The organism is Paenibacillus sp. J22FR83, from assembly GCF_059691955.1.
In genome coordinates this window covers 87,828-113,895 of record NZ_JCAUAM010000017.1, presented here as the reverse complement: position 1 = coordinate 113,895, position 26,068 = coordinate 87,828, and the positions used below count along the sequence as shown (strand labels likewise).

Genomic DNA, 26,068 nt, shown 5'->3' with positions numbered 1-26,068 from the left:
GGTGAAGTTCGTTGAGTATCAAACCTGAAGAAATCAGCTCATTGATTAAACAACAGATCGAAAACTATAATTCCGATATCCAAGTAGTTGATGTAGGTACAGTCATTCAAGTAGGTGACGGTATTGCTCGTGCTCACGGCTTGGAAAACGTTATGGCAGGCGAGCTGCTTGAATTCCCAAGCGGCGTACTAGGCTATGCTTTTAACCTTGAGGAAAGCAACGTAGGTATCGTTATTCTCGGACCTTACAAAGACATCCGTGAAGGCGACCAAGTTAAACGTACTGGACGTATTATGGAGGTTCCTGTTGGTGAAGAACTTCTTGGCCGTGTTGTTAACGCACTTGGTCAACCTGTCGATGGCAGAGGTCCAATCAACACAACAGCATTCCGCCCTGTAGAGAACATGGCTCCAGGCGTAATGGCTCGTAAATCCGTACATGAACCAATGCAAACAGGTATTAAAGCGATTGACGCGATGGTACCAGTTGGTCGTGGTCAACGTGAGTTGATCATTGGTGACCGTCAAACAGGTAAAACGGCGATTGCGATCGACGCAATCATTAACCAAAAAGGCAATGGCGTGAAATGTATCTACGTTGCTATCGGTCAAAAACAATCCACAGTTGTAGGTGTTGTTGAAACCCTTCGTGCTGCTGGTGCGCTTGACTACACAATCGTAGTAACAGCTTCCGCTTCCGAGCCTTCACCGATGCTATGGTTAGCTCCATACTCCGGTTGTGCTATGGCTGAGTACTTCATGTACAAAGGCGAGCACGTTCTTATCGTATACGATGACTTGTCCAAACAAGCTGCCGCATACCGTGAGTTGTCTCTCTTGCTTCGTCGTCCACCAGGTCGTGAAGCTTATCCAGGGGACGTATTCTACTTGCACTCCCGTTTGCTAGAGCGTGCTGCGAAATTGAACGATGAGCTAGGTGGCGGTTCCATTACGGCGCTTCCATTCATCGAGACACAAGCAGGCGATATCTCTGCATACATTCCAACGAACGTAATTTCCATCACGGATGGTCAAATCTTCTTGGAATCCGATTTGTTCTACTCCGGTCAGCGTCCAGCGGTTAACGTTGGTAACTCTGTATCCCGTGTAGGGGGCTCCGCTCAAACAAAAGCGATGAAAAAAGTTGCCGGTACACTTCGTGTTGACTTGGCACAATATCGTGAGCTTGCTGCGTTTGCCGCATTCGGATCCGATTTGGATAGAGCGACTAAAGCTCGTTTGGATCGTGGGGTTCGTACACTAGAAATCTTGAAACAAGGCGTTCACCAACCGATGTCTTTGGAGAAGCAAGTTGCTTCCCTTTACACAGTTGTAAAAGGCCATGTGGATGATATTCCAGTTCAAGACGTAACTCGTTTCGAAGCTCAATTCTTGGCTTTCTTGGAATCCAACCGTCCTGAAGTTCTGCATAGCATTCGTGACACGAAAGATATTACTGCGGATAACGATAAAGCATTGGTTGATGCAATCAATACATTTAAAAAGAGCTTTGCAGTTTCTGAATAAATCATGAAGGCAGAGCTTCATGCAAGTGAAGCTCTTGCTACCATGTGAATCCTGGGCAGGCGGACGCCTGAATCAGGTCTTCGAATGAAGGCTTTTCTAAGCCTCAAAAGAGAGGTGAGCAGGTATGGCAAAAGGAATGCGCGAGATTAAGCGCCAAATTAAATCCACACAAAGCACGAAGCAAATCACTAGAGCAATGGAAATGGTTGCAGCAGCGAACTTACGTAGAGCACAGCAATCAGCGGAAGCGGCACGTCCGTACTCCGAGAAGTTGAAGGAAGTGGTTGCAAGCATTGCAGCGGGCACGAAAGGCGTTAAGCACCCGATGCTGCAATCACGTGAAGTGAAGAAAACGGCCTATTTGGTCATTACTTCCGACCGTGGTCTAGCTGGTGGTTACAATGCAAACGTGTTGCGTAAAGCAATGACTGAGATCCGTGAAAATCATAAATCTACAGCTGAATACTCCGTCTTCGTAATTGGACGTAAGGGAAGCAATTTCTTCTCGAAACGCAATATTCCGATTGTTGAGGAAGTAACCGGTGTTCCGGATACGCCGAAGTTCTCGGATATTAAGCCTGTTGCAACAGCAGCGGTTGCTAATTTCGTTAACGGTACGTATGACCAACTGTTCTTGATTTACAACAAGTTCCAAAACGCGATTACCCAAATTCCAACCATGATTCGTCTGCTTCCTATGGAGGAAGTTAAGGTTGCGGCAACTGCTAGCTATGAGTATGAGCCGTCAGCGGAAGGCGTTCTGGAAGTACTGCTCCCTAAATATGCTGAGACGCTTATTTACAGTGCTGTTCTGGAAGGTAAAGCAAGTGAGTTTGGCGCGAGAATGACAGCGATGAACTCTGCAACGAAGAATGCAACGAAGATGATCAGCAGCTACACATTGGCTTACAACCGTGCGCGCCAAGCTTCGATTACGCAAGAAATTTCCGAAATCGTCGCTGGAGCTAACGCGAACGCTTAATGAATAAACGGTCTCGATGGAGACACAAGCTTTACTTAGGAGGGAAACCATGAGCAAAGGGCGCGTTGTGAATATTACAGGGCCTGTCGTCGACATTGAGTTCGAACGCGGACAACTCCCTGAAATTCTGAATGCAATCAAAATTGAAAAAACCGAAGGTGGACAACAGTCCACAATGACGGTTGAAGCGGCTGTTCACCTTGGTGACAACCTCGTTCGTTGCGTAGCAATGTCCTCGACTGATGGACTTGTTCGTGGCGCAGTAGCAACAGATACTGGCGCAGCAATTACTGTACCTGTTGGTGCAGCAACACTGGGTCGTGTATTTAACGTATTGGGTGATCCAATCGACGGCGACGACAACGTTGACCGTACGCTATCTAGCCCAATTCACAAAGAAGCTCCTGCTTTCGACAACTTGTCGACAAAATCAGAGATTCTTGAGACAGGTATTAAAGTTATTGACTTGATGGCTCCTTATGCAAAAGGTGGTAAAATTGGTCTCTTCGGTGGTGCCGGTGTAGGTAAAACGGTAACGATGCAAGAGCTCATTCACAACATTGCACAAGAGCACGGCGGTATCTCCGTATTTGCGGGCGTTGGTGAGCGTACTCGTGAAGGTAATGACCTTTACCACGAGATGAAAGACTCCGGCGTTATTGCAAAAACAGCGATGGTATTCGGTCAAATGAACGAGCCTCCAGGCGCACGTCTTCGTGTAGCTTTGTCCGGTTTGACAATGGCTGAGTATTTCCGTGACGAAGAAGGAAGAGACGTTCTTCTCTTCATCGACAACATCTTCCGTTTCACACAAGCAGGTTCAGAGGTTTCCGCTTTGCTAGGCCGTATGCCTTCCGCGGTAGGTTACCAACCAACACTAGCTACAGAAATGGGTCAATTGCAAGAGCGTATTACCTCCACGAAAAAAGGTTCCGTTACTTCCATTCAAGCGATTTATGTTCCTGCCGATGACTATACGGATCCGGCTCCTGCAACGGCTTTCGCTCACTTGGACGCAACAACGAACTTGGAGCGTAGCATCGCGGCTGCAGGTATCTTCCCTGCGGTAGATCCACTTGCTTCATCTTCTCGTGTCTTGACGCCAGAAATCGTAGGCGAAGAGCACTACAAAGTAGCACAAGGTGTTAAACAAATTCTTCAACGTTACAAAGAGCTTCTGGATATCATCGCGATCTTGGGTATGGATGAGTTGTCTGATGAGGACAAATTGGTCGTTACTCGTGCGCGTCGTCTTCGTTTGTTCTTGTCTCAGCCGCTTCACGTTGCTGAGCCGTTCAACGGATTCCCAGGCTTGTACGTACCATTGAAAGATACTGTGCGCAGCTTCAAAGAAGTTCTTGAAGGTAAGCACGACAATCTTCCTGAAGTTGCTTTCCACAACGTGGGAACAATTGAAGATGCGATTGCTAAAGCTAAAACGCTGTAAATTGCATTTGCATATTCGCTAAGTTAGCTTAGGAAGGAGAATCCAAGTGAGTACATTCCTATTGGAAATTGTAACACCGGAACGCAAAGTGTACGCTGAACAAGTAAATATGGTTAGCGTAAAGGGTGTCCAAGGTGAGCTTGGAATTCTGCCGAATCACATTCCACTTGTCACGCCTTTGAAAATTGCTCCGATTACTGTGAAGAAACAAGGTTCTAAGGACGAAGTTCTTGCAGTGAACGGCGGTTTCATGGAAGTGCGCAAGGATAAGGTGGTTATTTTGGCGGAAAGCGCCGAGCTACCTGAACAAATTGATATCGATCGTGCGAGAGCAGCGAAAGAGCGTGCGGAGAAACGTCTTGCAGAAACGAAGCAAGATAATGTAGATTTCAAACGTGCTGAAGCTTCTTTACAAAGAGCATTGAATCGTATCGGTGTGTCCGGGAAATAAATAGATGAGTCAAAAGCGGGGGAACTTCGGTTCTCTCGCTTTTTTGCGTTTGAAGCGCAAAAAAAGCTGTTCCTCTCGGAGGAGAGGACAGCTCTTTGATGAATTCTTTTTAAGCGTGATGCCAGACTGTGGATTCTCCTGTTTTCGGGCAAGGCGGAAAGGTTTGACCTGCAACAAGTTCAACGCTTTGCCCGTCGGCATCGCGATAGCGACCAGTCTCAGTAACTTTGTCATTGGTTCTATGTTGGTGATTAGCGTTTGATGCATTTGCCATAAAAATCATTCCTTTCGTATCGTAAAGTAGGGAATTTGGACAAAACTGGAATGCCCAGTGAATAGTATTACCCACAATTGTGTAATGCTACTCATAGGTGAAAAGAATTAGTGTCGACGCCCAAACCCCTTTTTGTTATACTAATATAGGTGATTATTACCAAAATGCCGGGTATCGTAAGAAATGCAAATAAGAAATGGAGGCGGTTACATTCACATGATGTATACAAATAACTATGTAATCGTAGCGGTTTTTCTAGGGTTAGGTATTTTCCTTCCCATAGCAGCGCTGACGATTGGCAAATGGTTAAGACCGAGTAAACCCATCGATGAGAAGTATACGACGTATGAGAGTGGTAATGAGCCTGTAGGTGAGGGACAAATCCGTTTTAACATTCGATATTATTTGTACGCTTTGATGTTTGTTATCTTTGATGTGGAAACCGTGTTCCTCTATCCGTGGGCAGTTGCCTTTAATCAACTTGGGTTATTTGCTTTAATTGAAATGTGTATTTTTGTAGCCTTGCTTGCCATAGGATTAATATACGCTTGGAAGAAGAAGGTGCTACGATGGACTTCAGTCTAGAGTCAATCTCTCCCGAGGAACGGGAAGAAATAAACCGTAATGTATTTATGACAACACTGGAGCAGGTGAAAGCTTGGGCTCGCAGTAATTCGCTTTGGCCATTAACTTTTGGCTTGGCTTGTTGTGCCATCGAAATGATGGGAACAGGTGGTTCTCACTATGATTTAGACCGATTCGGAGTCATCTTCCGTACGTCACCAAGACAATCAGATGTCATGATTGTAGCAGGGACAGTTACGAAGAAAATGGCTCCTTTGTTGCGCCGACTTTATGAACAAATGCCTGAACCGAAATGGGTTATTGCCATGGGCTCTTGTGCAACAGCAGGTGGACCTTATGTCAAATCGTATTCGGTCGTGAAGGGTGTTGACCAGATTGTTCCAGTGGACGTGTATATTCCTGGTTGTCCGCCGAATCCAGCTGCACTGATCTATGGGATTAACAAGCTTCAAGAGAAGATTCGCTATGAAGCGAAGACTGGGAAGCAGGTGATCAATCGATGAGTGAGGAGAACAAGCCGGATGAAACCACGGTTCCGACTCCTCCTGTTGGTGAGGATGGGAAAGAGGAAGGCAAAGCAGTAGGCAATGAGCCTGCTAAAGCGGAGAGCTCATTGGCAGCTGGCGCGAGCACGCCAGCCACGGACGCGGCGGCAGAGCGCGCCGCCGCAAGAGCCGCGCGCCTCGCAGCGCGCGCGGCCGCAGAGTCCGGCGAGGCTGCGCCCGCCGGAGCAGCAACGCCAGCGTCCGCAGACGCTGGCTCTGACGAAGAGAAGGCGGCCAAAGCCCAGGCCGCCGCAGAAGCCCGCGCTGCGCGAGCCGCTGCACGCGGAGCGAAGCCCGAATCGGCGGAACCAGCCGCGCCGAAGGAGCCTTCCCCGAACCAGCCGCTGCTGGACCGGCTGGTCGCGATCTTGAAGGCCGAGGCAGGCGAAGACGCCGTCGTCGATGCATTCATCAACGAAAGGGACGCGCATCGTCCTTACGTGGTCATCCATAGCTCGCGCTGGCCGCAGGCCGCGCTGACGCTTCGCGATCACGAAGAGTTGCGCTGTGATTACTTGCGCAATCTCTCGGGTGTAGACCAAGAAACGCACCTCGAGGTGGCGTATCATCTGCTTTCGCTCACACACAAGCATGAGTATTGTGTGAAGGTGAAGACAGACCGTGAGCAAGCCAGCATACCTTCGGTAGCTGATGTCTGGCCGACGGCCAACTGGAACGAGCGCGAAGCCTTTGACCTGTTCGGCATCGATTTCCCTGGCCACCCGAACTTAGTACGGATCATGATGCCTGATGATTGGGTGGGTCATCCACTGCGCAAAGACTACGAACCGCTTGACCCGGAGGTGTAGCACGTGTTACGGACAGAAGAGCTCCTGTTAAACGTTGGTCCTCAGCATCCAAGTACACATGGCGTTTTCCGCGTGATTGTAAAGTTGGATGGTGAAGTCATTCGAGAAGCCATACCCGTTATGGGCTACTTACATAGAGGAACAGAGAAATTGGCTGAGAACCTCAGCTATACCCAAATCATCCCGTACACAGACCGCATGGATTATGTATCGGCGATGACGACCAACTACGCGTTAGTTAACGCCGTAGAGAGAATGATGCAATTAGAAGTCCCAGAACGCGCAGAATTCCTCCGATTAATCGTGATGGAGCTGCAGCGAATCGCCTCTCACATGGTGTGGTGGGGGACATACCTGCTGGATATTGGGGCTATGAGCCCATTCTTGTATGCATTCCGTGACCGCGAAATTATTATCGATCTATTCAATGAATTATGCGGCGCGCGTTTAACGTACAACTACATGCGTGTAGGCGGCGTGAAATGGGACGCACCTGATGGTTGGATCGAAAAGGTCCGGAAATTCGTGCCCTATATGTACGGCAAATTAGAAGAATATCACACACTTGTCACTGGAAATGAGATCTTCCTTTCACGTATCAAGGGCGTGGGCAAATATGACGCAGAGACAGCCATTGCGTATGGCCTTAGCGGAGCGAACCTGCGTTGTACGGGTGTAGATTGGGATATTCGCAAAACGCAGCCCTACAGCCTGTACAGCCGCTTTAAATTCGATGTGCCTGTGCGCAGTGGCGGGGATTGCTATGACCGATATTTGATTCGTATGGAAGAAATAAAACAGTCTCTTCGCATCCTGGAACAAGCCCTAGAAGTGTTCCCTGAGGGTGGGGAAACGATGGGCAAAGTGCCGAGAGTCATCCGCCCGCCAGAAGGCGAAATCTATGCAGCAATTGAATCCCCGCGTGGGGAAATTGGCTGCCATATTATTTCCCGAGGTAAGCAAGAGCCGTACCGCCTGAAATTCCGTAGACCATCCTTCGTGAATCTGCAAATATTGCCCAAGCTGCTGGTCGGCGAGTCGATGACCAATCTAATTACGATTCTGGGCGGCATCGATATTGTCGTTGGGGAGGTGGATGCCTAATGGTCAATTTATTAGAAGAGAGTCTGACATGGACGAACTTCTTCGTGTTTCTATTCTGGGGCGTCGTGATGCTCATGCTCGTGCTCGGTTTCGTTACATATGCGATCTACTTCGAGCGTAAAGTTATCGGATGGATGCAATTGCGGATTGGGCCGAACCGGACAGGACCATTCGGGCTGTTGCAGAGCGTCGCAGACGTATTCAAGCTTCTCATCAAGGAAGATACGATTCCTAAGAAGGCTGAACGTGAACTTTTCATACTTGCACCGATCATTACCTTTATCCCGTCGTTTACGATCATTGCGACGATTCCCTTCTCTGATCGGATGTTTAACGCGAATTTGAATGTGGGATTGCTTTATTACGTAGCCCTAACAGGGATCTCAACCATCGGGATTATTCTTGGCGGTTGGGCATCCAACAATAAATATGCGTTACTCGGCGGCATGCGTTCCGCAGCCCAAATGATTAGTTATGAAGTTCCGTTAGTTATTTCCGTTGTTGGTGTCATTATGATGACGGGCAGTCTCAATCTGCATACCATTGTTGATCATCAAACAGGCGGCTTCTGGCACTGGAATTTCATTCCTCAGATCCTAGGTTTCGTTATCTTCGTGATTGCAGGTGTGTCGGAGCTTAATCGGACGCCATTTGACTTGCCTGAGGCAGAATCTGAGCTCGTTGCGGGCTACCATGTGGAATACAGCGGATTCCGCTTCGCTTTTTTCATGCTATCCGAGTATGTGTACGTCTTCGTTATTGCTTCTCTGATCTCTCTGATATTCCTAGGTGGATGGCATGCGCCATTCGGATTCCTTGATTTCATTCCAGGCGTTCTCTGGTTCCTGTTGAAATTCTCGGCTGTCGTGTTCTTCCTCTTCTGGCTGCGGGCGACATTGCCACGTGTTCGGATTGATCAATTGATGGGGTTTGGCTGGAAGGTGCTATTACCATTGGCACTAGTCAACATGTTGGTGACGGCGATTATCATGACCATCTTTTAAGTAGAGTTGCTTAAGAAGTAGTTAGTTTTGCTCTCGCGAAACTTGAAGGAGTTGAAACACATGAAGGGCATTATGAAAGGTTTAGGCTTCACGTTCAAGCATTTGACTGAGAAGAAAGTAACGTACGCATATCCCGAAGTTCCGATTAAAATGCCGGATCGTTTTCGTGGTATTCAATATTTTGATCCTGAGAAATGCATTGTGTGCAATCAATGTGCGCGTGTATGCCCAACGGAGTGTATTACGTTAACTGGAAAAGCAAACCCAGACCCTGAGAAGAAGGGGAAGGTCATTGATACGTATGACATCAACTTCGAAATTTGTATCCTGTGCGACCTGTGCACAGAGGTGTGTCCGACAGAAGCGATCGTGATGACGAACAATTTTGAGCTGAGTTCCTACAGTCGGGATGATCTGTTCAAAAATATGGAGTGGTTGAGCAACAACACCCAAAACATTCGTCAAGAGAACAATTCTGCGATGCCTAAAGGGGGCGCGAAGAAAGATGTTTAGTGGACTCGGCGATTTCTTATCCAGCGGTACGAGTTGGGCGTTCTTCATTTTCGCGCTGCTCGCGATCGGTGGGGCGATCTTTATGATCTCTTTTACGAAAGTCGTGCACATGGTTGTTGCAGTTGCCCTCACGTTTATCAGCTTGGCTGGTCTGTATGTCATCCTTGAAGCGGAGTTTGTTGCTTTCGTGCAAGTCTTGATTTATGCCGGCGCCATCTCTATTCTGATGATTTTCGGCATTATGATGACGAAGCATAGACAAGGTGAAGATGAGGGACCTAAACGTCCATGGCATGAAGGCCTGGCCATACTTGGCGCAGTGGGATTGTTCGGTGTTTTGTTCTATGCGATTCAGAAATCGACTTTCGTCTCTTCAGGGACATTGGATGCTGGCAAGGATAATACGCTCGAAATCGGGAAGTTGCTGTATAACGCACATGTCATTCCCTTCGAAATCATGTCCGTGCTGCTGACGGTAGCGTTCATTGGAGCTATCGTAGTTGCCAAGAGAGAGGAGGATTAACGTTGGGTAACTTAATTACTCCTTATCTGACATTAGCGGCGATCCTATTCTGCATTGGGCTATACGGTGCATTAACGAAGAAAAACGCGGTTATCGTCCTGCTCTCCATCGAGCTTATGCTCAATGCGGTGAACTTGAATTTGATTGCCTTCTCGAAGCTGGGAGATCACCCGGCATTGACGGGACATATCTTCTCCCTCTTCAACATTACGATTGCAGCTGCTGAGGCGGCTGTGGGAATAGCGATATTGATCACGATTTACCGGAATAAAGGTACCGTCGAAGTGACAGATTTGGATTCTATGAAGCGCTAGGAGGCTAACAAGGCTATGGTATCGGACTATTCACAGTACGCCTGGCTCATTCCATTGTTTCCGTTGCTTGCTTTTCTAGCGCTTACGGCAATGGGGCGTCAACTTAAAGATTTAGGGATTTACATTAGCATTTTTGCGATGCTGCTTTCGTTTATTGTGGCTTTGCTCATCTTCGTGGAGCGGATTGGCGGCAATGTCGAGGATTTCACATGGGATAAAATGAACTGGCTGCAGGTCGGCGATTTTACGCTGAAAATGGGGTTTGAGGTCACGAATTTGAACTCTCTCATGCTTGTAATTGTCACCCTCGTTTCCCTTCTGGTGAACATTTATTCTAAGGGCTACATGAAAGGCGACGAGCGCATTCACGTGTTCTTCAGTTATATTGCGCTGTTCTCCTTCTCTATGCTAGGCCTTGTTATTTCTGAAAATATGCTAGAACTCTACATCTTCTGGGAGTTAGTCGGGGTATGTTCCTTCTTGCTCGTCGGATTCTGGTACTTTAAGCCGGAGGCGAAGGCTGCTGCCAAAAAGGCATTCATCGTCACCCGCATCGGGGATGTGGGCTTGTTTATCGCGATCCTGTTGTTGTATCTCTACATGCCAGGGCACGCGCTGGATTTCACATCGATACATAACGCCTTCACTACTGGCAAAATAGACCCTACGATCGTCACATGGATCGCCGTTCTGATTTTCATCGGAGCGATGGGGAAATCCGGTCAATTCCCGCTGCACACGTGGTTACCTGATGCCATGGAAGGGCCAACGCCGATCTCGGCGCTGATCCATGCCGCAACAATGGTTGCTGCAGGGGTGTACCTTGTGGCACGGACGTTTGATATTTTCCACGCCTCACCGGATGCCTTGATGGTCGTTGCTTATGTAGGTGGGTTTACCGCCATTTTTGCAGCAACAATCGGTGTGGCCCAGAACGATATTAAGCGGATTCTCGCTTACTCTACGGTGAGTCAACTCGGCTACATGATGATGGCGCTGGGGATTGGCGTTTCGATTACGTCTGGCATGTTCCACTTGTTCACGCACGCCTTCTTCAAAGCGCTGCTCTTCTTGGGTGCAGGTAGCGTGATTCACGCCGTTCATACGCAGAATATTAACGAAATGGGCGGCTTATCCCGCAAAATGAAAATCACCACCTGGACCTTCGCGATTGGTACGCTGGCTTTAGCTGGTATCTTCCCATTCGCAGGCTTCTGGTCCAAGGATATGATTCTGACTGAAGCGTACGAGCATAACCAGCTTCTGTTCTGGGTTGGGGTGATCGCGGCGTTCTTCACCGCATTCTATATGTCACGCCTTTTCTTTCTCGTGTTTATGGGCTCGTCTAGAGCGAAACCAGTGGCTTCGGAGGATCACGATGATCATGGGCATGGCCACGTGCACGAGCCGCATGAATCACCTGCGTCCATGACGACACCGCTGATTATTCTGGCTGTGCTTGCTGTCATTGCAGGCTTCGTGAATACGCCATTCAACGAATGGCTGGGCCACTGGCTGACAGGGCAGGAGCATGAGGAAACGGCCAATTGGATGGTTATTATTTTGTCCACGTTAGCTGGTTTGTTAGGAATTGGACTGGGCTATCTGATGTACCTCAAACGCACGATCCCTCGGGACATCGTTTCGGGTAAAATGCCTTGGTTATATACGTTGCTGAATCGCAAATATTTCATCGATGAGATCTATGAAGCTATTGTTGTCAAACCGCTTCGCGGTCTAGGCTTCATCTTGGAATTCATCGATATCTATATCATTGACGGGATTGTGCGCTTAGTTGCTTTCACAGTGGTCAGTCTTGGACGCTTAGGCTCTCGACTCCAAAATGGTCAACTGCAGTCCTACGGGATCATCATGCTACTCGGGATGCTGATTCTGGCACTTGCCATCGCAGGAAGGAGGTTCATACATGCCGGCTAACTTACCTATTCTTAGTATGATTGCCTTCTCACCTCTGCTTGGTGTGCTTGTCCTGCTCTTCCTTCGGGGAGATCGTGGACGCCTGATCAAAACCGTTGGTATTGTCACGACGCTGATTCCATTAATTCTAGCCGCATGGCTGTATGTGGACTATAACTATCAAGGGGATCCACTTCAGTACAAGGAGCAATTGAGTTGGATCAAAGTCCCTTTAAATCATGAGGGTATTCAGCAAATCACACAATTCTTCTTCGAGTTTAAATATTCGTTAGCGGTCGATGGCATTTCGTTGCCGCTGGTCTTCTTAACAGCACTAATTTCGTCGATGGCCGCATTGGCGTCCGTTTACATCAAGAAACGTTGGAAGACGTATTTCATTCTGTTTCTTTTGCTAGAAGTGGGGATGTTCGGCGTCTTCATGGCGCAGGATCTGTTCTTGTTCTTCCTGTTCTTCGAAATTACACTCGTACCGATGTTCTTCTTGATCGGAATTTGGGGGTATATGAACCGAGAGCAGGCAGCGAATCGCTTCTTGCTGTATAACGGTCTAGGATCGGCGATTATGCTGATTGCCTTCCTCATTCTGGTTACGACGGCAGGGTTTAATCAAGATCCATCGCAGACAGAGGCTATCATTTACTACAGCGGGGATATTCATACGATTGCACATAATCTCTTGCAGGCTCCTGAGGCTTATGTGAATCAGAGCGGTACGCCGTTCTTTATGAGTCAAAACATGAAATGGACCGTGTTCATCATGCTGCTGGTCGCATTCGGGATCAAACTGCCGATCTTCCCGTTCCATACGTGGATGCTGAAAGTACATACAGAGGCTCCGCCTGCTGTTGTTATGATTCACTCCGGGATTTTGCTCAAAATGGGGGCCTACGGCCTCATCCGTTTCGGCATTCTGTTCTTCCCGGCAGAAGCCCAGCAATGGGCGTGGGTGCTCGCACTCCTTGGCGTCATTAACATCGTGTACGGCGCGCTTCTCGCGATGGTCCAAAAGGACTTCAAACTCGTGCTTGCCTACTCGAGTATCAGCCACATGGGCATCGTCCTGTTGGGACTTGCTGCGTTCAACATCGCAGGTCTGCAAGGGGCCGTGTTCCAGTTGATCTCACACGGGTTGATCTCAGCCCTGATGTTCTTGCTCGTCGGCAGCATCTACGAGCGAACCGAAACCACGCAGCTCGATCGCTTGGGCGGCCTCGCGAAGAACATCCCTTTCATCAGCGGTATTCTGCTGATTGGGGGCATGGCCTCGCTCGGATTGCCGGGCTTATCCGGCTTCATCAGTGAGTTCCTCGCGTTCGTCGGACTCTTTGAAACACACCGCGTGTACGCCATTGTCGGTACACTGGGTATTATCTTCGCAGCGGTTTACGTGCTGCGTGGGGTACTGAACATCACATTCGGCCCTCAGCAGCCGAGCCTATTGCAGCAAGGGATGCGCGACGCGCGTCTCATCGAGGCTGTGCCGATGATTGCCTTGGTCGCGTTCATTCTCTTGCTGGGCGTGTACCCAAGCGTGCTGAGCCAGCCGCTTCAACAAACCATTGGCAGCTTGGATCAATTGATCCATAGCGTAGCCGGGAAGATAGGAGGTTAGTCCAGTGGAACAGATTAGACTCCATGCTAGTGATTTATCGTATCTGCTCCCTGAGCTTGCGCTGGTTGCTACTGCGATCATCCTATCTCTCTTGGATTTGGTTCTGCCGAACCGAGTCAATCGTTCAATGATCGGATGGTTGACCCTGGTCGGCATCGCGATTTCCGCCGTCTTCGTTGTCCTACAATTGAATCCGGATGAAGCGATTCAACTGTTGAATCAAAGTTATCGCGTCGATGATTTCTCCAACTTACTTAAATTATGTACCCTTGTCGGTACGGGACTCATCGTCTTCATGAGCTTAGGCTTCGTGAAAGAAGAAAGCATCCCGCATGTCGGGGAATATTATTACTTCTATTTGCCGGCAGCCTTAGGAGCCATGATCATGTCATCCTCGGGTGATTTGATTACACTCTATGTTGGTTTGGAATTGCTGAGCATTACGTCTTACCTCATGGTGGCTATGAAGAAGAAAGACAAGAAATCCAATGAAGGAGCATTCAAATACTTGGTGATGGGCGGTATCTCATCCGCGATTATCCTATATGGCATGTCCTTCTTGTACGGGATGGTTGGCTCTGCGAATCTGCAAGAGATTGGCGCAGCCCTTCCGACATTGGTCACTTCGTACGAGCCGCTGCTCTATGTTGCTTTCTTCTTGCTGCTAGCAGGATTCGGTTTCAAAATTGCCGCCGCACCTTTCCATAGCTGGGCGCCGGATGTTTATGAAGGTGCGCCAACACCAGTTACGGCATTCTTGGCTGTCGTGTCCAAAGCGGCTGGTTTCGCTATCTTGTTCCGTGTTTTTTACGTCTTATTCGGATTTAGCGATTTCGGAGAGAGCAAGTTGCAATCCGATGTATTCCTAGCGATATCCGTTATGGCGGCTATTGCGATGGTCGTGGGGAATTTCATTGCGCTGAAGCAAACGAATATGAAAAGGCTACTTGCCTATTCGGGAATTGCGAATGCCGGTTATCTACTCGTTCCGATTGGAACGTACTTCTCGGCCACGCATTATGCCAACTTCTCTGAATTCATTTTCTACCTGATTGCGTATATGTTTATGAACATCGGCGCTTTCGCCGTATTAATGATTATCGAGCAGGCAGAGGGTCACACCGAAGCCAAGGGCTACGCAGGACTCTACTATCGTGCTCCTTTAACAGCAGTAGCGATGGTATTGATCATTCTTTCCTTAGCTGGTATACCGTTATCAGGCGGATTCTTCGGTAAGCTCTACATCATCCTTGGAACGATGCAGACACAGCAATACTGGCTTGGTGCTTTGATGATCGCCACCAGCGTTGTTTCGTTCTACTATTATTTCAGCATTGTGCGTCAAATGTTCATGCGCAGCGATTATGAACCAGCTCCGATCAAGGTGTCTGTGCCATTAGGCATAACTGTTTGGTTATGTGCGCTAATCAGCGTAGCGCTTGGTGTGGTTCCACATTTGGTGCTCAAAGGTATCGAGAACGTCTTTATGTTGACCAAGGATTTTATTATCCAATAATTCTTGTATTAAGAAGTCCTTCCTACTTAAATGTAGGGAGGGCTTTTGTGTTTGTACGCTTCAATAGACAAACTTTCATCAATTCCCATAAAATACATTAAAAAATATTTCATAATATCTGAACTTTTTGCGAAGTTAAGCCGTTATAGGTATCGAGAAGATGTTTAATATGGTATAGATATATGAGAAAACTTTTATCGAGGATCCTCGAAGATGAGCGACCGCATTTAGATGTAAGTTTTATCGCCAATAAGAAATCTGTTTTCGCAAACCGAAAACGTATATTTTCTTATGTGGTAAGGAAATGACAAAGAGATTAATTTGGGATAAAGGACCTGATCTGATGACTTATTTGCGATACGTAGGCCCCATGATACTGATATCAATGCTGGTCCTAGGACTAACGAGTTTCGTGCCTAATGTAGATGCGGCATATGCGGTATCTACGGATCCCATGAGAGTGAAACAAACTTATCTGGATATGATTCGCGTCGATCAAGCATGGGCTGCAGCAGGCGATGCTCGTACGCCAATTGTTGTCGCTGTTGTTGATACAGGTGTTGATCTTGGACATCCCGATTTAACAGGTAATCTAGTGGATGGTGTGAATTTACTTCAGGCTTCGAAGAAGCCTTTTGACGATAATGGACATGGAACGAACGTAGCTGGCTTGATTGCCGCTGTGGTTAATAACGATAAAGGTATTGCGGGAATTGCTCCCAATGCTAGAATTATGCCAATTAAGGCACTAGAAGCAGATGGAACTGGCGGCGAGGCGAAGCTGGGCGAAGGCATTAAATATGCAGTCGATCACGGGGCTAAAATCGTTGTGCTTTCCTTGGGCTTGAACAAATACTCAGACTATCTGGCGGGCATTGTGCAGTACGCAGAGGATCATAACGTATTACTCGTTGCTGCTGTTGGCAATGAAAGCACGAGTGTCAAATACCCGGCTGCTTATCCAACTGTGCTGTCTGTGGGTGGTGTAAGCCCTAATAAACAGGCAGATTCACGATCTAACTACGGCCCTGAGCTCGATATTATGGCGCCTTGGGATGTGTACACGACCGCACTTGGCGGTGGCTATCAGTATCAAGATGGAAGCTCCATGGCCGCACCACAAGTGGCCGCTGCCGCTGCCCTAGTATGGGGCAAATACCCGGCTATGTCGGCGTATCAAGTACGCTCACAGCTGGAGCAAACAGCCACGGACCTTATGTCCAAAGGGTGGGATGCCAAGACGGGTTACGGTCTGCTAAATATTGAGAAGGCGTTGACAGAACCTTATAAGCAAGATCGCTTCGAACCGAATGATCTCGCTAGTCAGGCGGCTTCGCTGCCTAATCATACAATCGTCAAAGCGAATCTTAGCTCGGGGCAGGATCTAGACTGGTATGCGATTGATGCAGCGTATGACGGTTTCATTCAGGTAGTCGTACAGCCCGAAGACGGGGCAGGTATTCGCGTGAAGTTCGATTCAGGACAGAGCTTCAATGCAGTAAGTGGTACTGATGAAAGCAAACAGTCGTTCACTGTGCCTGTGACCAAAGGCATTACTTATGTGCAATTGGAGAATGTTGATCGCGCACGCCAGACCCTGCTTAATTATACGTTGCGAACGGATTTTATTATTTATACGGATCCGTTTGAGGATAATGATAAGCAGTATAAGGCTTTTACATTACCAGAACGCAGTCAGACTATTCGAGGTACGTTTCATGATACAGACGATATCGATTGGTTCGCTATGACGCTGGAGCACTCAGGCACGATGCGCCTTAGACTATCGACGGATACGGGACGAATTGATCCGATGCTTCTTTTTCAGAAAGAAGGGGAGAAATCAACGACCATCGATCAGGCGGGTGATGGCGGTATCGAAGTGAGCTCGCTGATGGAAGTACTGCCTGGGCAATACTATATTCGTGTTAGTAATGTGAAAGATTACGTTGGGCCCATCACGGGTGAATATACGTTAGAGATTGAGTATACGCCTAAACTGATCGATGCGAATGAACCGAATGACAAATCGTATCAAGCTACATTTGTTGCGATGAATGCTGGCTATGAAGGTGTTTTTAATAAAAATGAGGACGTGGATTGGTTCGAGTTTCGATTAAATTCAAATAGTTTGGCCCAAATTAGATTAACCAATATCCCTACCTCACGGACGTTATACGCTACTTTGTATAATAATTCATTGCAGGAACAGGGCACTTACCGGAGCGAAAGCGGTTCGAATCAGTTAAATTTCGAGAAGCCGTTGCCCGAGGGGACCTATTATATTAAACTCCAGGCCAATCAGTGGTTCATGAGTCAGATGTATCGCTTGCAAGTGAGCAGTTATGGGCTGGTTAGCGGGTATGTTGATATTGCTGGACATTGGGCAAGGGATGCCATTAGTAAGCTTACTGAGCAAGGAATGATTAGTGGCTATGGGGATTATCGTTTTGCACCAAATCAATCCATTACAAGGGCTGAAGCGGCTACTGTGCTATCGCGTGCCTTGCGCTTATCGAAACGCAAGGATTTGCGATTCAGCGATCTAGCCGCTTCGCATTGGGCTTACGAAGATATAGCCAAAACCGTTCAGGCCGCCATCGTAGATGGTTACCCGGATGGGACATTTAAGCCGGACGGCAAGCTGACGCGTATGGAAATGACGCAAATGCTTGCACGCAGCATGAATATGACAGGGAAGCTAAGAGGCAATACACCATATAGCGATGTGAGTGAATCTTACTGGGGCATAGGTATACTTAAACAGATGGCAGCAGATGGTTGGATCAGCGGATTTCCCGATGGTACCTTCCATCCAGAAGATCAAGCAACACGTGCTGAATTTGTAACTATGCTGGACAGAGTCGTTAATCGGTAGAATCGAAGAGGAGTGACCTATGGGCGAGACGGACAAATGGAGTGAAGTGGCGCAATACGCGTCGCTGATGAACATAGCTAGTATAGCTGTCTATATTCTTTGCATTGGTTTAGCGTGGTGGTCGCTGCAGGCGTTCCGTTTTGATGTTTTCCTACGAAATTCCAAAGGTGCACAAGCGATTATGCTGCAAATTTTACTTTCGATTGGACTCGGACAGCTGGTTGCAGGCTTTATCATTCAGTATTTAGGTCTCTCGATGAGCTTCAGTAAGATGTTTTAATGTGATTTTCCGAATAATGAACAAGTTTGTTGTCAACAATGGATAATAGAACGGCATGAAAATCACATTACGCTTCGAACTCTATGTAGGGCATCTCTGACTGCCAAAAGAACACAGTTGTATCTATGTGGCTTCCAATGATAAACTTAGGAAATGTGCAAAACCTGTCTTTTAAAATAAGTGCGCGGAGGGACCATGATGAGCAAAATTATCGTCCGCGGTGGCCGAAAGCTAGCTGGCAATGTGAAAATCAATGGAGCAAAAAATGCGGTACTGCCAATTATTGCGGCTTCCATTCTGGGGTCGGAAGGTGAAAGCGTCATCCATGATGCGCCTCCCCTTGACGATGTACTAGTCATTAATAAAGTATTACAAAGCTTGGGAATTGAAGTCGAATACAACCGTCAGGTGATTCGAGTAAGAGCTGGGCAGATTAATACCTGTGAAGCTTCTTATGATCTGGTCCGTAAAATGAGAGCCTCTTTCCTCGTGATGGGTCCTTTGTTAGCTAGGTTGGGTCAAGCGAGAATTTCGCTTCCAGGTGGCTGTGCGATTGGCACAAGACCGATTGATCAGCATCTCAAAGGCTTTGAAGCGATGGGTGCCGATATTGAACTAGGTCAAGGTTATATTGAAGCCAAGGTGAAAGGGCGCCTGAAGGGTGCCAAGATTTATTTGGATGTGGCCAGCGTAGGTGCAACCGAGAATATTATGATGGCCGCATCACTTGCGGAAGGTACAACGACAATTGAAAATGCGGCCAAAGAGCCGGAAATTGTTGATTTAGCCAACTATCTCAATGCGATGGGCGCTGTGATCCGCGGTGCGGGAACGGGTGTTATTCGTATTGAGGGTGTAGAGAAGCTTCGTGGTTGCGTACATACGGTGATTCCAGATCGTGTTGAAGCTGGTACATACATGATTGCCGCGGCTATAACGGGCAGTGATTTGTATATGGAGGGCGCAATTGGAGACCACCTTCGTCCTGTCATTTCCAAAATGCAGGAAATGGGTGTAACGGTTGAAGAAGATGAGAATGGTATTCGCGTTCGAGCTACGGGCCCGCTGCGCGCGGTAGACGTGAAAACGTTGCCTTACCCTGGCTTCCCAACAGATATGCAGTCACAAATGATGGCACTGTTGATGGTAGCGGACGGAACGAGCCTTGTTACGGAGACGGTTTTTGAGAACCGCTTCATGCATGTAGAAGAATTCGCGAATATGAATGCAAATATTAAAGTGGACGGCCGCACAGCGATTATTAGCGGCAACTCCAAGCTTCGTGGCGCCAAGGTTTGCGCGACCGACTTGCGCGCGGGTGCAGCGCTCATTCTAGCGGCATTAGCGGCTGATGGTGAGACGGAGATCACGGGTGTTCACCACATTGATCGTGGCTATGTCGATATCACGGACGTTCTGCGTGAACTAGGTGCTGATATTCATCGCTCGGTTCCACAAGAGATTGAGCAAGAAGTGGCAGAGCTTGGATTTTTCAATATCCAACCAACGCTAGCGTAAGTTAAAGGAATCATCAGGGAACGGACCTGATGGTTCTTTTTTTTGAATAAACCTCGAAGCGTACCCACCTGGCAGCTTGACTATCCGAACTCGCATGTTTAACTGTAAAAACTACAGTTAATTCCTTCCCTTTTCTCGTAACCCATAAACTAAATGGATTTCCTGTAGTTAATTTCGCGAGATTTTGCTGATATAGGCAATTGCGGTGAATTTACCTGTAGATTTTCCACCTATTCAGTAATTTCAGGTGTTTGCATCCAGAATAGCTGGAGGTTTTCCAGTTAAATCGTAGCCAGTAGAACGTGGCATTCAACGGCTCTGTCTCGCACACGTTCCAGTTAAAAATACTAGACAGAGAACGCGTTCACCTCACATTTTGCTCAACAGACAGGTATCTATTTAGGCAGTTTGGATTTCTTCAAGTCTCGTTCGTGTTCTATTCTAGCAACCCCTCTCATAAGCTAAGACATACCAAAGTTGCTGCTAGTAATCGCGCTAATGGAGGCTGCTCAGACATATGTTCAAAAAGAAACGCGTGCTCAGAAAAGAAGTCATCCTGTGGATGGCTGTTTGCTTGTCTTCCATGTTGTGTGTCACTATCATTGTTCCTGGATTGCTAGTCAAGAAGATTCCGACTGATCAGGTGTACCCGGTGCCTATTGAAAACTCCTCAACCCTGCAAGAGACTAGCACAGAACAAGGGTTGATGATTCCAGTGTATTTAACGAAACAGGCCACCATTCAAACCGTTCCACTAGAACAATATGTAAGAGGTGTGTTAGCTGCTGAAATGCCAGTAGATTTCGAACTGGAAGCACTCAAGGCACAAGCGATGGCAGCGAGAACTTATGTCGTGCGTAGAGTCATAGAGAAGGATTATAGCAATATGCCAGTGGATGATGCACTTGTGACAGACACAACAGCCCATCAAGCCTATCTGACTGACGAAGAACTTAGAGCGAAGTGGGACAAGGCCAAGTACGAAACGAATATGGCAAAAATTGATAGAGCTGTCAATGAGACTAAGGATAAAATACTTACTTATGGACATGTGCCGATTAATGCGACTTTCTTCTCAACTAGTAATGGATATACCGAGAATTCGGAAGAATATTGGCCTTTCAAGAGCCCTTATTTGCGTAGCGTGCCTAGTCCATGGGATATTAAGCTGTCCTCTCGCTATCAAGATAGTGTCACGATTTCTTATAAAACAATGCTCCAGAAGCTAGGTGTGCCGAGTATCGCAACGACAGATACCAGTGCCAAAGGCATGAAAGTCCTCTCTTGGTCTACGGGACATCGGATTAAAAGCATGACGATCGGAGGCAAGGTATTTACAGGACGTGAAGTCAGAGAGAAGCTAGGTCTAGCATCCTCTCAATTCGCTTGGAAATGGGCGGGATCTCAAATTACGATTACCACGTACGGATACGGCCACGGCGTAGGTCTCAGTCAATGGGGCGCCAACGGTATGGCGAAAGAAGGGAAAACTGCGGAGGAGATTGTAACCTATTATTACACGGGCATCTCTATTGAAAATGCAGCCTCTTTTCTTAACAAATCGTAAACTTGTAATGTTTCTATAAAAATATCTTTCTTCAAGTATAAAACCTTGTAAAGTGTCAAGAATGGTTGATGAGGTGATAACCATGAGTGATAATAACAAAGGTTTTCAGAAAGAAGAAGCTCCTAAAACTGTTCAAGGAGCACAAGGTTCAACATCTGCATGGAAGAGATTGATTGCTAAGAAATGGGTATTCCCAGCGACGTATGTGGCAGCAGCAGCAATTATCTTAACCTTAATGTGGGTGTACCAGGGAGCAGGAACGAAAACAGTCAGCCTAGATGATCCAGGTCTTAAGGTTAGCAGCAGCGAACAAACCGATAATCCCAAAGCACCACTAGATGGTGCTCTCGCGGTTAACGGAACTACGGAAGCCATGCAGTGGCCTGTGAAGGACAGAGCTGCAGTCGAAGTAGCAATTCCTTACTATGACACGAATGCATCCAATGATGTGAAGGCAGCGGCTATGATCGAATACCTTGATCAACTAACACCGCACACCGCAATCGACTTGAAAGCCAAAGATGGTGCAGCATTTGATGTTCTAGCCGCACTAGGTGGTAAAGTTACAGCAGTTGAGCAAAGCCCTGTTGTTGGTAAGCTCGTTGAGATTACGCACAGCAACGGTTTGATCAGTATTTACCAGAGCTTATCTGATGTGAAGGTAACGAAGGGTGCTGAAGTGAAGAAAGGCGATGTTATCGCCAAAGCTGGCAGCAACGATTTCGAGAAGGAAGATGGCGTGCATTTACACTTTGAAGTACGTCAAGTTAGCGACAATGCAGCCGTTAACCCAGAAAGCCTCTTGAACGCTAAGCAATAAGCAGCATTTCGAGCATTACGATGCATGGGGTTAAGGCCTACATATAGTGAACGGCAGCGGGGATATTCCTGCTGCTTTTTCACATTTTTCTTGAAAATTGGACCCGTTTTGGCGCCTAAAGCCCATTAACGGTGATTATTTTGAAAATAAATATGGGAAATGAGCTTGTCAGGCTTGGTTACGTAGAATATCTAGTCATGCCCCTCATATACTTTACCAAACTATCTCGAGTAGGGAGGCGAGGGGAGTGCACGATTACATCAAAGAGCGAACCATTAAGATTGGTACCTGTATCGTCGAGACCAAGAATACGGTTCGCACCATTGCTAAGGAATTCGGCGTTTCCAAAAGCACAGTGCATAAGGATTTGACGGAAAGACTACCGGAAATCAACCCGGACCTGGCCAATCAGGTGAAGCACATTCTGGAGTATCACAAGTCAATTCGGCACCTTAGGGGAGGAGAAGCGACGAAAATTAAGTATCGTAAGACCCGTAATCCCAAGCTTTCCGAAATCCTGGTTACGGTTAAGTCCTAAGATACCCTTCATCCCGAGATGTTTCCTATGTTTCCTTTAACTGGGCATGTCGAAATTTCACGGAAAAAGAGGAAAACATGCATTTATAGCGAATTTAGCTTATAATTAGAACTGTATATCAGAGCGCCGATTCTTCACGGGATGGACGGTAGGTTTAGGGAGGATTAATTAGAAATGTTCAGCAAGGATATTGGAATAGATCTGGGCACGGCAAATGTGCTTATTCATGTAAAAGGTCGCGGAGTTGTGCTTGATGAGCCATCTGTTGTTGCGATTGAAAGCGATACGAAACGTGTGTTAGCTGTTGGGGAAGAAGCCTTCCGCATGGTAGGTAGAACACCTGGTAACATTATTGCGATTCGTCCTCTGAAGGACGGTGTTATCGCGGATTTTGATATTACGGAAATGATGTTGAAGCATTTCATTGCCAAAATTGGGGGCAAGAATTGGTATTCTCATCCGAGAATACTGATCTGCGCCCCTACCAACATTACCTCCGTTGAGCAGAAAGCGATTCGCGAAGCAGCGGAGCGCAGCGGTGCCCGAGAGGTATTCATGGAAGAAGAGCCGAAGGCGGCAGCAATTGGCGCTGGCATGGACATCTTCCAACCTAGCGGTAACATGGTTGTTGATATTGGCGGAGGGACGACGGATGTTGCCGTGTTATCCATGGGCGACATCGTCACCTCCTCTTCCATTAAGATCGCTGGAGACAAGTTCGATATAGCGATCACGAAGTATATCAAAAATAAGTACAAGCTATTGATCGGTGAGCGGACAAGCGAAGACATTAAGTTGAAAATTGGAACGGTATATCCACATGGTCGTGATCAAGAAATGGATATTCGCGGAAGAGACATGGTTTCTGGACTTCCATTGACGATTACCATTCACTCCAGTGAAGTACAGGAAGCGCTATGGGATCCGGTGTATTCCATCGTTACAGCGGCGAAGAGCGTACTTGAGCGGACACCACCTGAGTTATCTGCGGACATTATTGACCGTGGCGTTATTCTGACAGGCGGCGGTGCCTTGTTGCACGGGCTTGACCAATTGCTGGCGGATGAGTTGAAAGTGCCTGTACTTATCGCTGAAGATCCGATGTCTTGTGTCGTTAAAGGCACGGGGATCATGTTGGATAATTTAGATAAAGTAACCAAGCGTAAATTTTAAAAGATAACTTAATTAAGACTATCTAAGAGGTGACTAGATGTTAAGAGGACTGTATACCGCGACCGCAGGGATGATTTCTGAGCAACGTAGACACGATACCATAACGAACAATATTGCCAATTTGAATTCCCCGGGCTTTAAACAGGGTAATGCCTTGTCGCGTTCATTTCCAGAAATGCTGATTTCTACGATTCGCGGTGGAAAAGATGCCTCTCCAGCGCCGCTTGGAAGAATGAGTCTAGGTGTGTTCTCAGAGGAGAGCATCGCTGTTCACACCCAAGGTGATCTGCAGGAAACAAAGAATCCCTTCGATTTTGCATTGGTGTCTAACATTCAACTGCCAGGAATTACATTCGATGCAACCGGTAAATATGTAAATGCGGAAGGGGAGCGAACATTCCAACCGCAGGCACTATTTACCGTCTTGAACCCGAATGGCGAGCAGCGTTACTCCCTGAACGGGAAATTTACAGTCGATGCGGCAGGTCAGCTCGTAAATGCCAACGGTGAACAAGTGTTGGGCCGAGATGGACAAGCTCTAGTCTTGTTGGATGGCACGGGGCAACCAATCTCCAATTTCAAAGTAACAGGTAAGGGCGAGTTCATGGACAGCGAAGGAAGACCGCTTCTGGATGCGGCAGGCGCTCCAATCGGTTTGATGCTTTCGCGTGCTGAGAATCCGAATCTGTTGCTTCGCGAGGGGAATGGGTTATTACGTATTAATCCAGGGGATGAAGCGACGATCACACAAGTAGCACCGGGCGACGAAGTTGAAGTGCGCCAAGGCTTTATCGAGCGTTCGAACGTGGATTCCGCACAATCGATGGTTGATATGATGTCTGCGCTTCGTGCCTATGAAGCTAATCAGAAGGTCATTCAATCCTATGATAAAAGTATGGACAAAGCAGCAAACGAAGTAGGACGCGTCTAAATCTAGCTTGCGGAGGAGCCCAACATGAACAATTCCATGATTAATTCATCGGTATCCATGCATAGCTTACAGCAAAAGCTGGATATTCTGTCCAATAACATAGCAAACGTTAATACAAACGGCTTCAAGAAGAAAGAAGCTTCCTTCGAGGATGTGTTGACGAACGTGCAAGCACAGCCTGAAGGGTTTCGCCAACAAGGCCGCTTCTCGCCGCTTGGTTTCAACCAAGGCTGGGGATCGAGACTTGTACAAATTCAAACGAATTTGGCACAAGGGCCGATTCAGTCGACAGGTAATACAACCGACTTCGCCATTCAAGGCGACGGCTTGTTTGAAGTAGCCGTCAGCAAGGTTGACGAGAATGGTGATCAAGTTTTTCAGCCCGCTTGGACTCGTAACGGGGCATTCAGCTTAACACCAGACGGTCAAGGCGGAACGGTACTGACGACCAAAGAAGGTCATTTCGTTGCTGATATCGATGGAAGCCCGATTAATATACCAACGGGACTTCGACCTGTCGTTGAGCAAGATGGTACTATCCAAGGTTACAACAAACAAAATCCAACAGCACCACCCGTAACATTAGGTCAAATCAAGCTGGTGCGTGTCGTACGCCCACAGCTTCTTCAAGACGTGGGGGATAATTTATACACACTTCCAGCGGGAATTACAGCGGGTGAGAAAGCGAATATCCTGCAAGATGTGAACGGTGTGGCCGCAACAGAAGCGACTCGCGTTAGCTTAATGCAGGGCTTTCTCGAACAATCCAATGTGACACTCTCGGATGAAATGACAGACCTAGTTATTGTTCAACGCGCATTGCAGCTGAATTCCCGAGCTATCACATCCTCTGACCAGATGATGAACATGGCTAACAATTTACGTGGGTAGTCGTAGGAAGGAAGGGATAGGCCATGGTGGCAGATAAGCCTGCTCCAGTTAAGAAGAAGCCTAGGCCGAGATGGCAGAAGATTCTATGGCTTATTTTCAAAATCGTACGCATTCCCGTGTTGGCTATTGCAGCGATTTATATTGGTTTATGGGTGGGTTACACGAAGTTCGGCAATCAACCTTCATCAGAAATCTTACATGTAAGCACATGGCGGCATTTATACGATCTCGTTTTTGCGAATTAGTCGAACTCCCTTATGGGAGTTTTATTTTTGTAAGAGCAGTTGTATAATGGAGAAAGACTTTATCTACCAAAAAATGAAATTTGG

Annotated in this window: 25 protein-coding genes; all 25 read left to right on the top strand. The window is 47.3% G+C overall.

Going from position 1 to position 26,068, the window contains the following annotated elements; all coding sequences use genetic code 11:
• Positions 1 to 11: 11 nt before the first annotated feature.
• The 25 genes from atpA (at position 12) to AC58PV_RS27160 (ending at position 25,984) form a co-directional block, all read left to right on the top strand.
• Complete coding sequence (gene atpA, locus AC58PV_RS27280) at positions 12 to 1,526, top strand: F0F1 ATP synthase subunit alpha (RefSeq protein ID WP_497435835.1); 1,515 nt, start codon at positions 12 to 14, stop codon at positions 1,524 to 1,526.
• Positions 1,527 to 1,650: 124 nt separating this feature from the next.
• On the top strand, positions 1,651 to 2,508 hold the full coding sequence (gene atpG / locus AC58PV_RS27275) for an ATP synthase F1 subunit gamma (RefSeq protein ID WP_497435833.1): 858 nt from the start codon (positions 1,651 to 1,653) through the stop codon (positions 2,506 to 2,508).
• A gap of 49 nt (positions 2,509 to 2,557) precedes the next feature.
• A complete protein-coding gene (gene atpD / locus AC58PV_RS27270; protein ID WP_497435832.1) occupies positions 2,558 to 3,955 on the top strand; it encodes a F0F1 ATP synthase subunit beta in 1,398 nt (465 codons plus the stop codon).
• A 46-nt stretch (positions 3,956 to 4,001) separates the two neighbouring features.
• Positions 4,002 to 4,406 (top strand): F0F1 ATP synthase subunit epsilon, encoded by a 405-nt coding sequence (locus AC58PV_RS27265; RefSeq protein WP_497435831.1) that lies wholly within the window; start codon positions 4,002 to 4,004, stop codon positions 4,404 to 4,406.
• A 493-nt stretch (positions 4,407 to 4,899) separates the two neighbouring features.
• The gene (locus AC58PV_RS27260) at positions 4,900 to 5,265 is read left to right on the top strand and encodes an NADH-quinone oxidoreductase subunit A (RefSeq protein ID WP_057313434.1); all 366 of its coding nucleotides are present in this window, start codon (positions 4,900 to 4,902) and stop codon (positions 5,263 to 5,265) included.
• On the top strand, positions 5,250 to 5,768 hold the full coding sequence (locus tag AC58PV_RS27255; protein ID WP_056611667.1) for a NuoB/complex I 20 kDa subunit family protein: 519 nt from the start codon (positions 5,250 to 5,252) through the stop codon (positions 5,766 to 5,768). Before AC58PV_RS27260 ends, AC58PV_RS27255 begins: the two co-directional genes overlap by 16 nt.
• Complete coding sequence (locus AC58PV_RS27250) at positions 5,765 to 6,619, top strand: NADH-quinone oxidoreductase subunit C (RefSeq protein ID WP_497435829.1); 855 nt, start codon at positions 5,765 to 5,767, stop codon at positions 6,617 to 6,619. Before AC58PV_RS27255 ends, AC58PV_RS27250 begins: the two co-directional genes overlap by 4 nt.
• A 3-nt stretch (positions 6,620 to 6,622) precedes the next feature.
• A complete protein-coding gene (locus AC58PV_RS27245) occupies positions 6,623 to 7,723 on the top strand; it encodes an NADH-quinone oxidoreductase subunit D (protein WP_497435828.1) in 1,101 nt (366 codons plus the stop codon).
• Complete coding sequence (nuoH, locus tag AC58PV_RS27240) at positions 7,723 to 8,727, top strand: NADH-quinone oxidoreductase subunit NuoH (protein WP_497435827.1); 1,005 nt, start codon at positions 7,723 to 7,725, stop codon at positions 8,725 to 8,727. The genes AC58PV_RS27245 and nuoH overlap by 1 nt, the downstream gene beginning before the upstream one ends.
• A gap of 60 nt (positions 8,728 to 8,787) precedes the next feature.
• The gene (gene nuoI / locus AC58PV_RS27235) at positions 8,788 to 9,240 is read left to right on the top strand and encodes an NADH-quinone oxidoreductase subunit NuoI (RefSeq protein WP_056611658.1); all 453 of its coding nucleotides are present in this window, start codon (positions 8,788 to 8,790) and stop codon (positions 9,238 to 9,240) included.
• A complete protein-coding gene (locus AC58PV_RS27230) occupies positions 9,233 to 9,763 on the top strand; it encodes an NADH-quinone oxidoreductase subunit J (protein WP_497435826.1) in 531 nt (176 codons plus the stop codon). The genes nuoI and AC58PV_RS27230 overlap by 8 nt, the downstream gene beginning before the upstream one ends.
• 2 nt (positions 9,764 to 9,765) lie before the next feature.
• The gene (gene nuoK, locus AC58PV_RS27225) at positions 9,766 to 10,077 is read left to right on the top strand and encodes an NADH-quinone oxidoreductase subunit NuoK (protein WP_497435824.1); all 312 of its coding nucleotides are present in this window, start codon (positions 9,766 to 9,768) and stop codon (positions 10,075 to 10,077) included.
• A gap of 15 nt (positions 10,078 to 10,092) precedes the next feature.
• The gene (gene nuoL / locus AC58PV_RS27220) at positions 10,093 to 12,015 is read left to right on the top strand and encodes an NADH-quinone oxidoreductase subunit L (protein WP_497435823.1); all 1,923 of its coding nucleotides are present in this window, start codon (positions 10,093 to 10,095) and stop codon (positions 12,013 to 12,015) included.
• The gene (locus AC58PV_RS27215) at positions 12,005 to 13,627 is read left to right on the top strand and encodes a complex I subunit 4 family protein (protein ID WP_497435821.1); all 1,623 of its coding nucleotides are present in this window, start codon (positions 12,005 to 12,007) and stop codon (positions 13,625 to 13,627) included. The genes nuoL and AC58PV_RS27215 overlap by 11 nt, the downstream gene beginning before the upstream one ends.
• 4 nt (positions 13,628 to 13,631) lie before the next feature.
• Positions 13,632 to 15,143 (top strand): NADH-quinone oxidoreductase subunit N, encoded by a 1,512-nt coding sequence (locus AC58PV_RS27210; RefSeq protein WP_497435819.1) that lies wholly within the window; start codon positions 13,632 to 13,634, stop codon positions 15,141 to 15,143.
• A gap of 304 nt (positions 15,144 to 15,447) precedes the next feature.
• Positions 15,448 to 18,021: a S8 family peptidase gene (locus AC58PV_RS27205; RefSeq protein WP_497435817.1), complete on the top strand. Its 2,574-nt coding sequence runs from the start codon at positions 15,448 to 15,450 to the stop codon at positions 18,019 to 18,021.
• 19 nt (positions 18,022 to 18,040) lie between these two features.
• Positions 18,041 to 18,301 (top strand): DUF1146 domain-containing protein, encoded by a 261-nt coding sequence (locus tag AC58PV_RS27200; protein WP_497435816.1) that lies wholly within the window; start codon positions 18,041 to 18,043, stop codon positions 18,299 to 18,301.
• 198 nt (positions 18,302 to 18,499) lie between these two features.
• Positions 18,500 to 19,819 (top strand): UDP-N-acetylglucosamine 1-carboxyvinyltransferase, encoded by a 1,320-nt coding sequence (gene murA / locus AC58PV_RS27195; protein ID WP_497435887.1) that lies wholly within the window; start codon positions 18,500 to 18,502, stop codon positions 19,817 to 19,819.
• 517 nt (positions 19,820 to 20,336) lie between these two features.
• Positions 20,337 to 21,386, top strand: coding sequence for a stage II sporulation protein D (gene spoIID / locus AC58PV_RS27190; RefSeq protein ID WP_497435814.1), 1,050 nt, complete (start codon positions 20,337 to 20,339; stop codon positions 21,384 to 21,386).
• A gap of 82 nt (positions 21,387 to 21,468) precedes the next feature.
• Positions 21,469 to 22,206, top strand: a complete 738-nt coding sequence (locus AC58PV_RS27185) for a peptidoglycan DD-metalloendopeptidase family protein (RefSeq protein ID WP_497435813.1) — start codon at positions 21,469 to 21,471, stop codon at positions 22,204 to 22,206.
• Positions 22,207 to 22,453: 247 nt separating this feature from the next.
• Positions 22,454 to 22,744 (top strand): sporulation transcriptional regulator SpoIIID, encoded by a 291-nt coding sequence (gene spoIIID, locus AC58PV_RS27180; RefSeq protein ID WP_056611628.1) that lies wholly within the window; start codon positions 22,454 to 22,456, stop codon positions 22,742 to 22,744.
• 174 nt (positions 22,745 to 22,918) lie between these two features.
• Positions 22,919 to 23,917, top strand: coding sequence for a rod shape-determining protein (locus tag AC58PV_RS27175; protein WP_056611625.1), 999 nt, complete (start codon positions 22,919 to 22,921; stop codon positions 23,915 to 23,917).
• A 37-nt stretch (positions 23,918 to 23,954) separates the two neighbouring features.
• Complete coding sequence (locus tag AC58PV_RS27170; RefSeq protein ID WP_497435812.1) at positions 23,955 to 24,848, top strand: flagellar hook-basal body protein; 894 nt, start codon at positions 23,955 to 23,957, stop codon at positions 24,846 to 24,848.
• Positions 24,849 to 24,872: 24 nt separating this feature from the next.
• Positions 24,873 to 25,739: a flagellar hook-basal body protein gene (locus tag AC58PV_RS27165; protein WP_497435811.1), complete on the top strand. Its 867-nt coding sequence runs from the start codon at positions 24,873 to 24,875 to the stop codon at positions 25,737 to 25,739.
• A 23-nt stretch (positions 25,740 to 25,762) separates the two neighbouring features.
• Complete coding sequence (locus AC58PV_RS27160; protein WP_068669561.1) at positions 25,763 to 25,984, top strand: DNA-directed RNA polymerase subunit beta; 222 nt, start codon at positions 25,763 to 25,765, stop codon at positions 25,982 to 25,984.
• Positions 25,985 to 26,068: the final 84 nt, after the last annotated feature.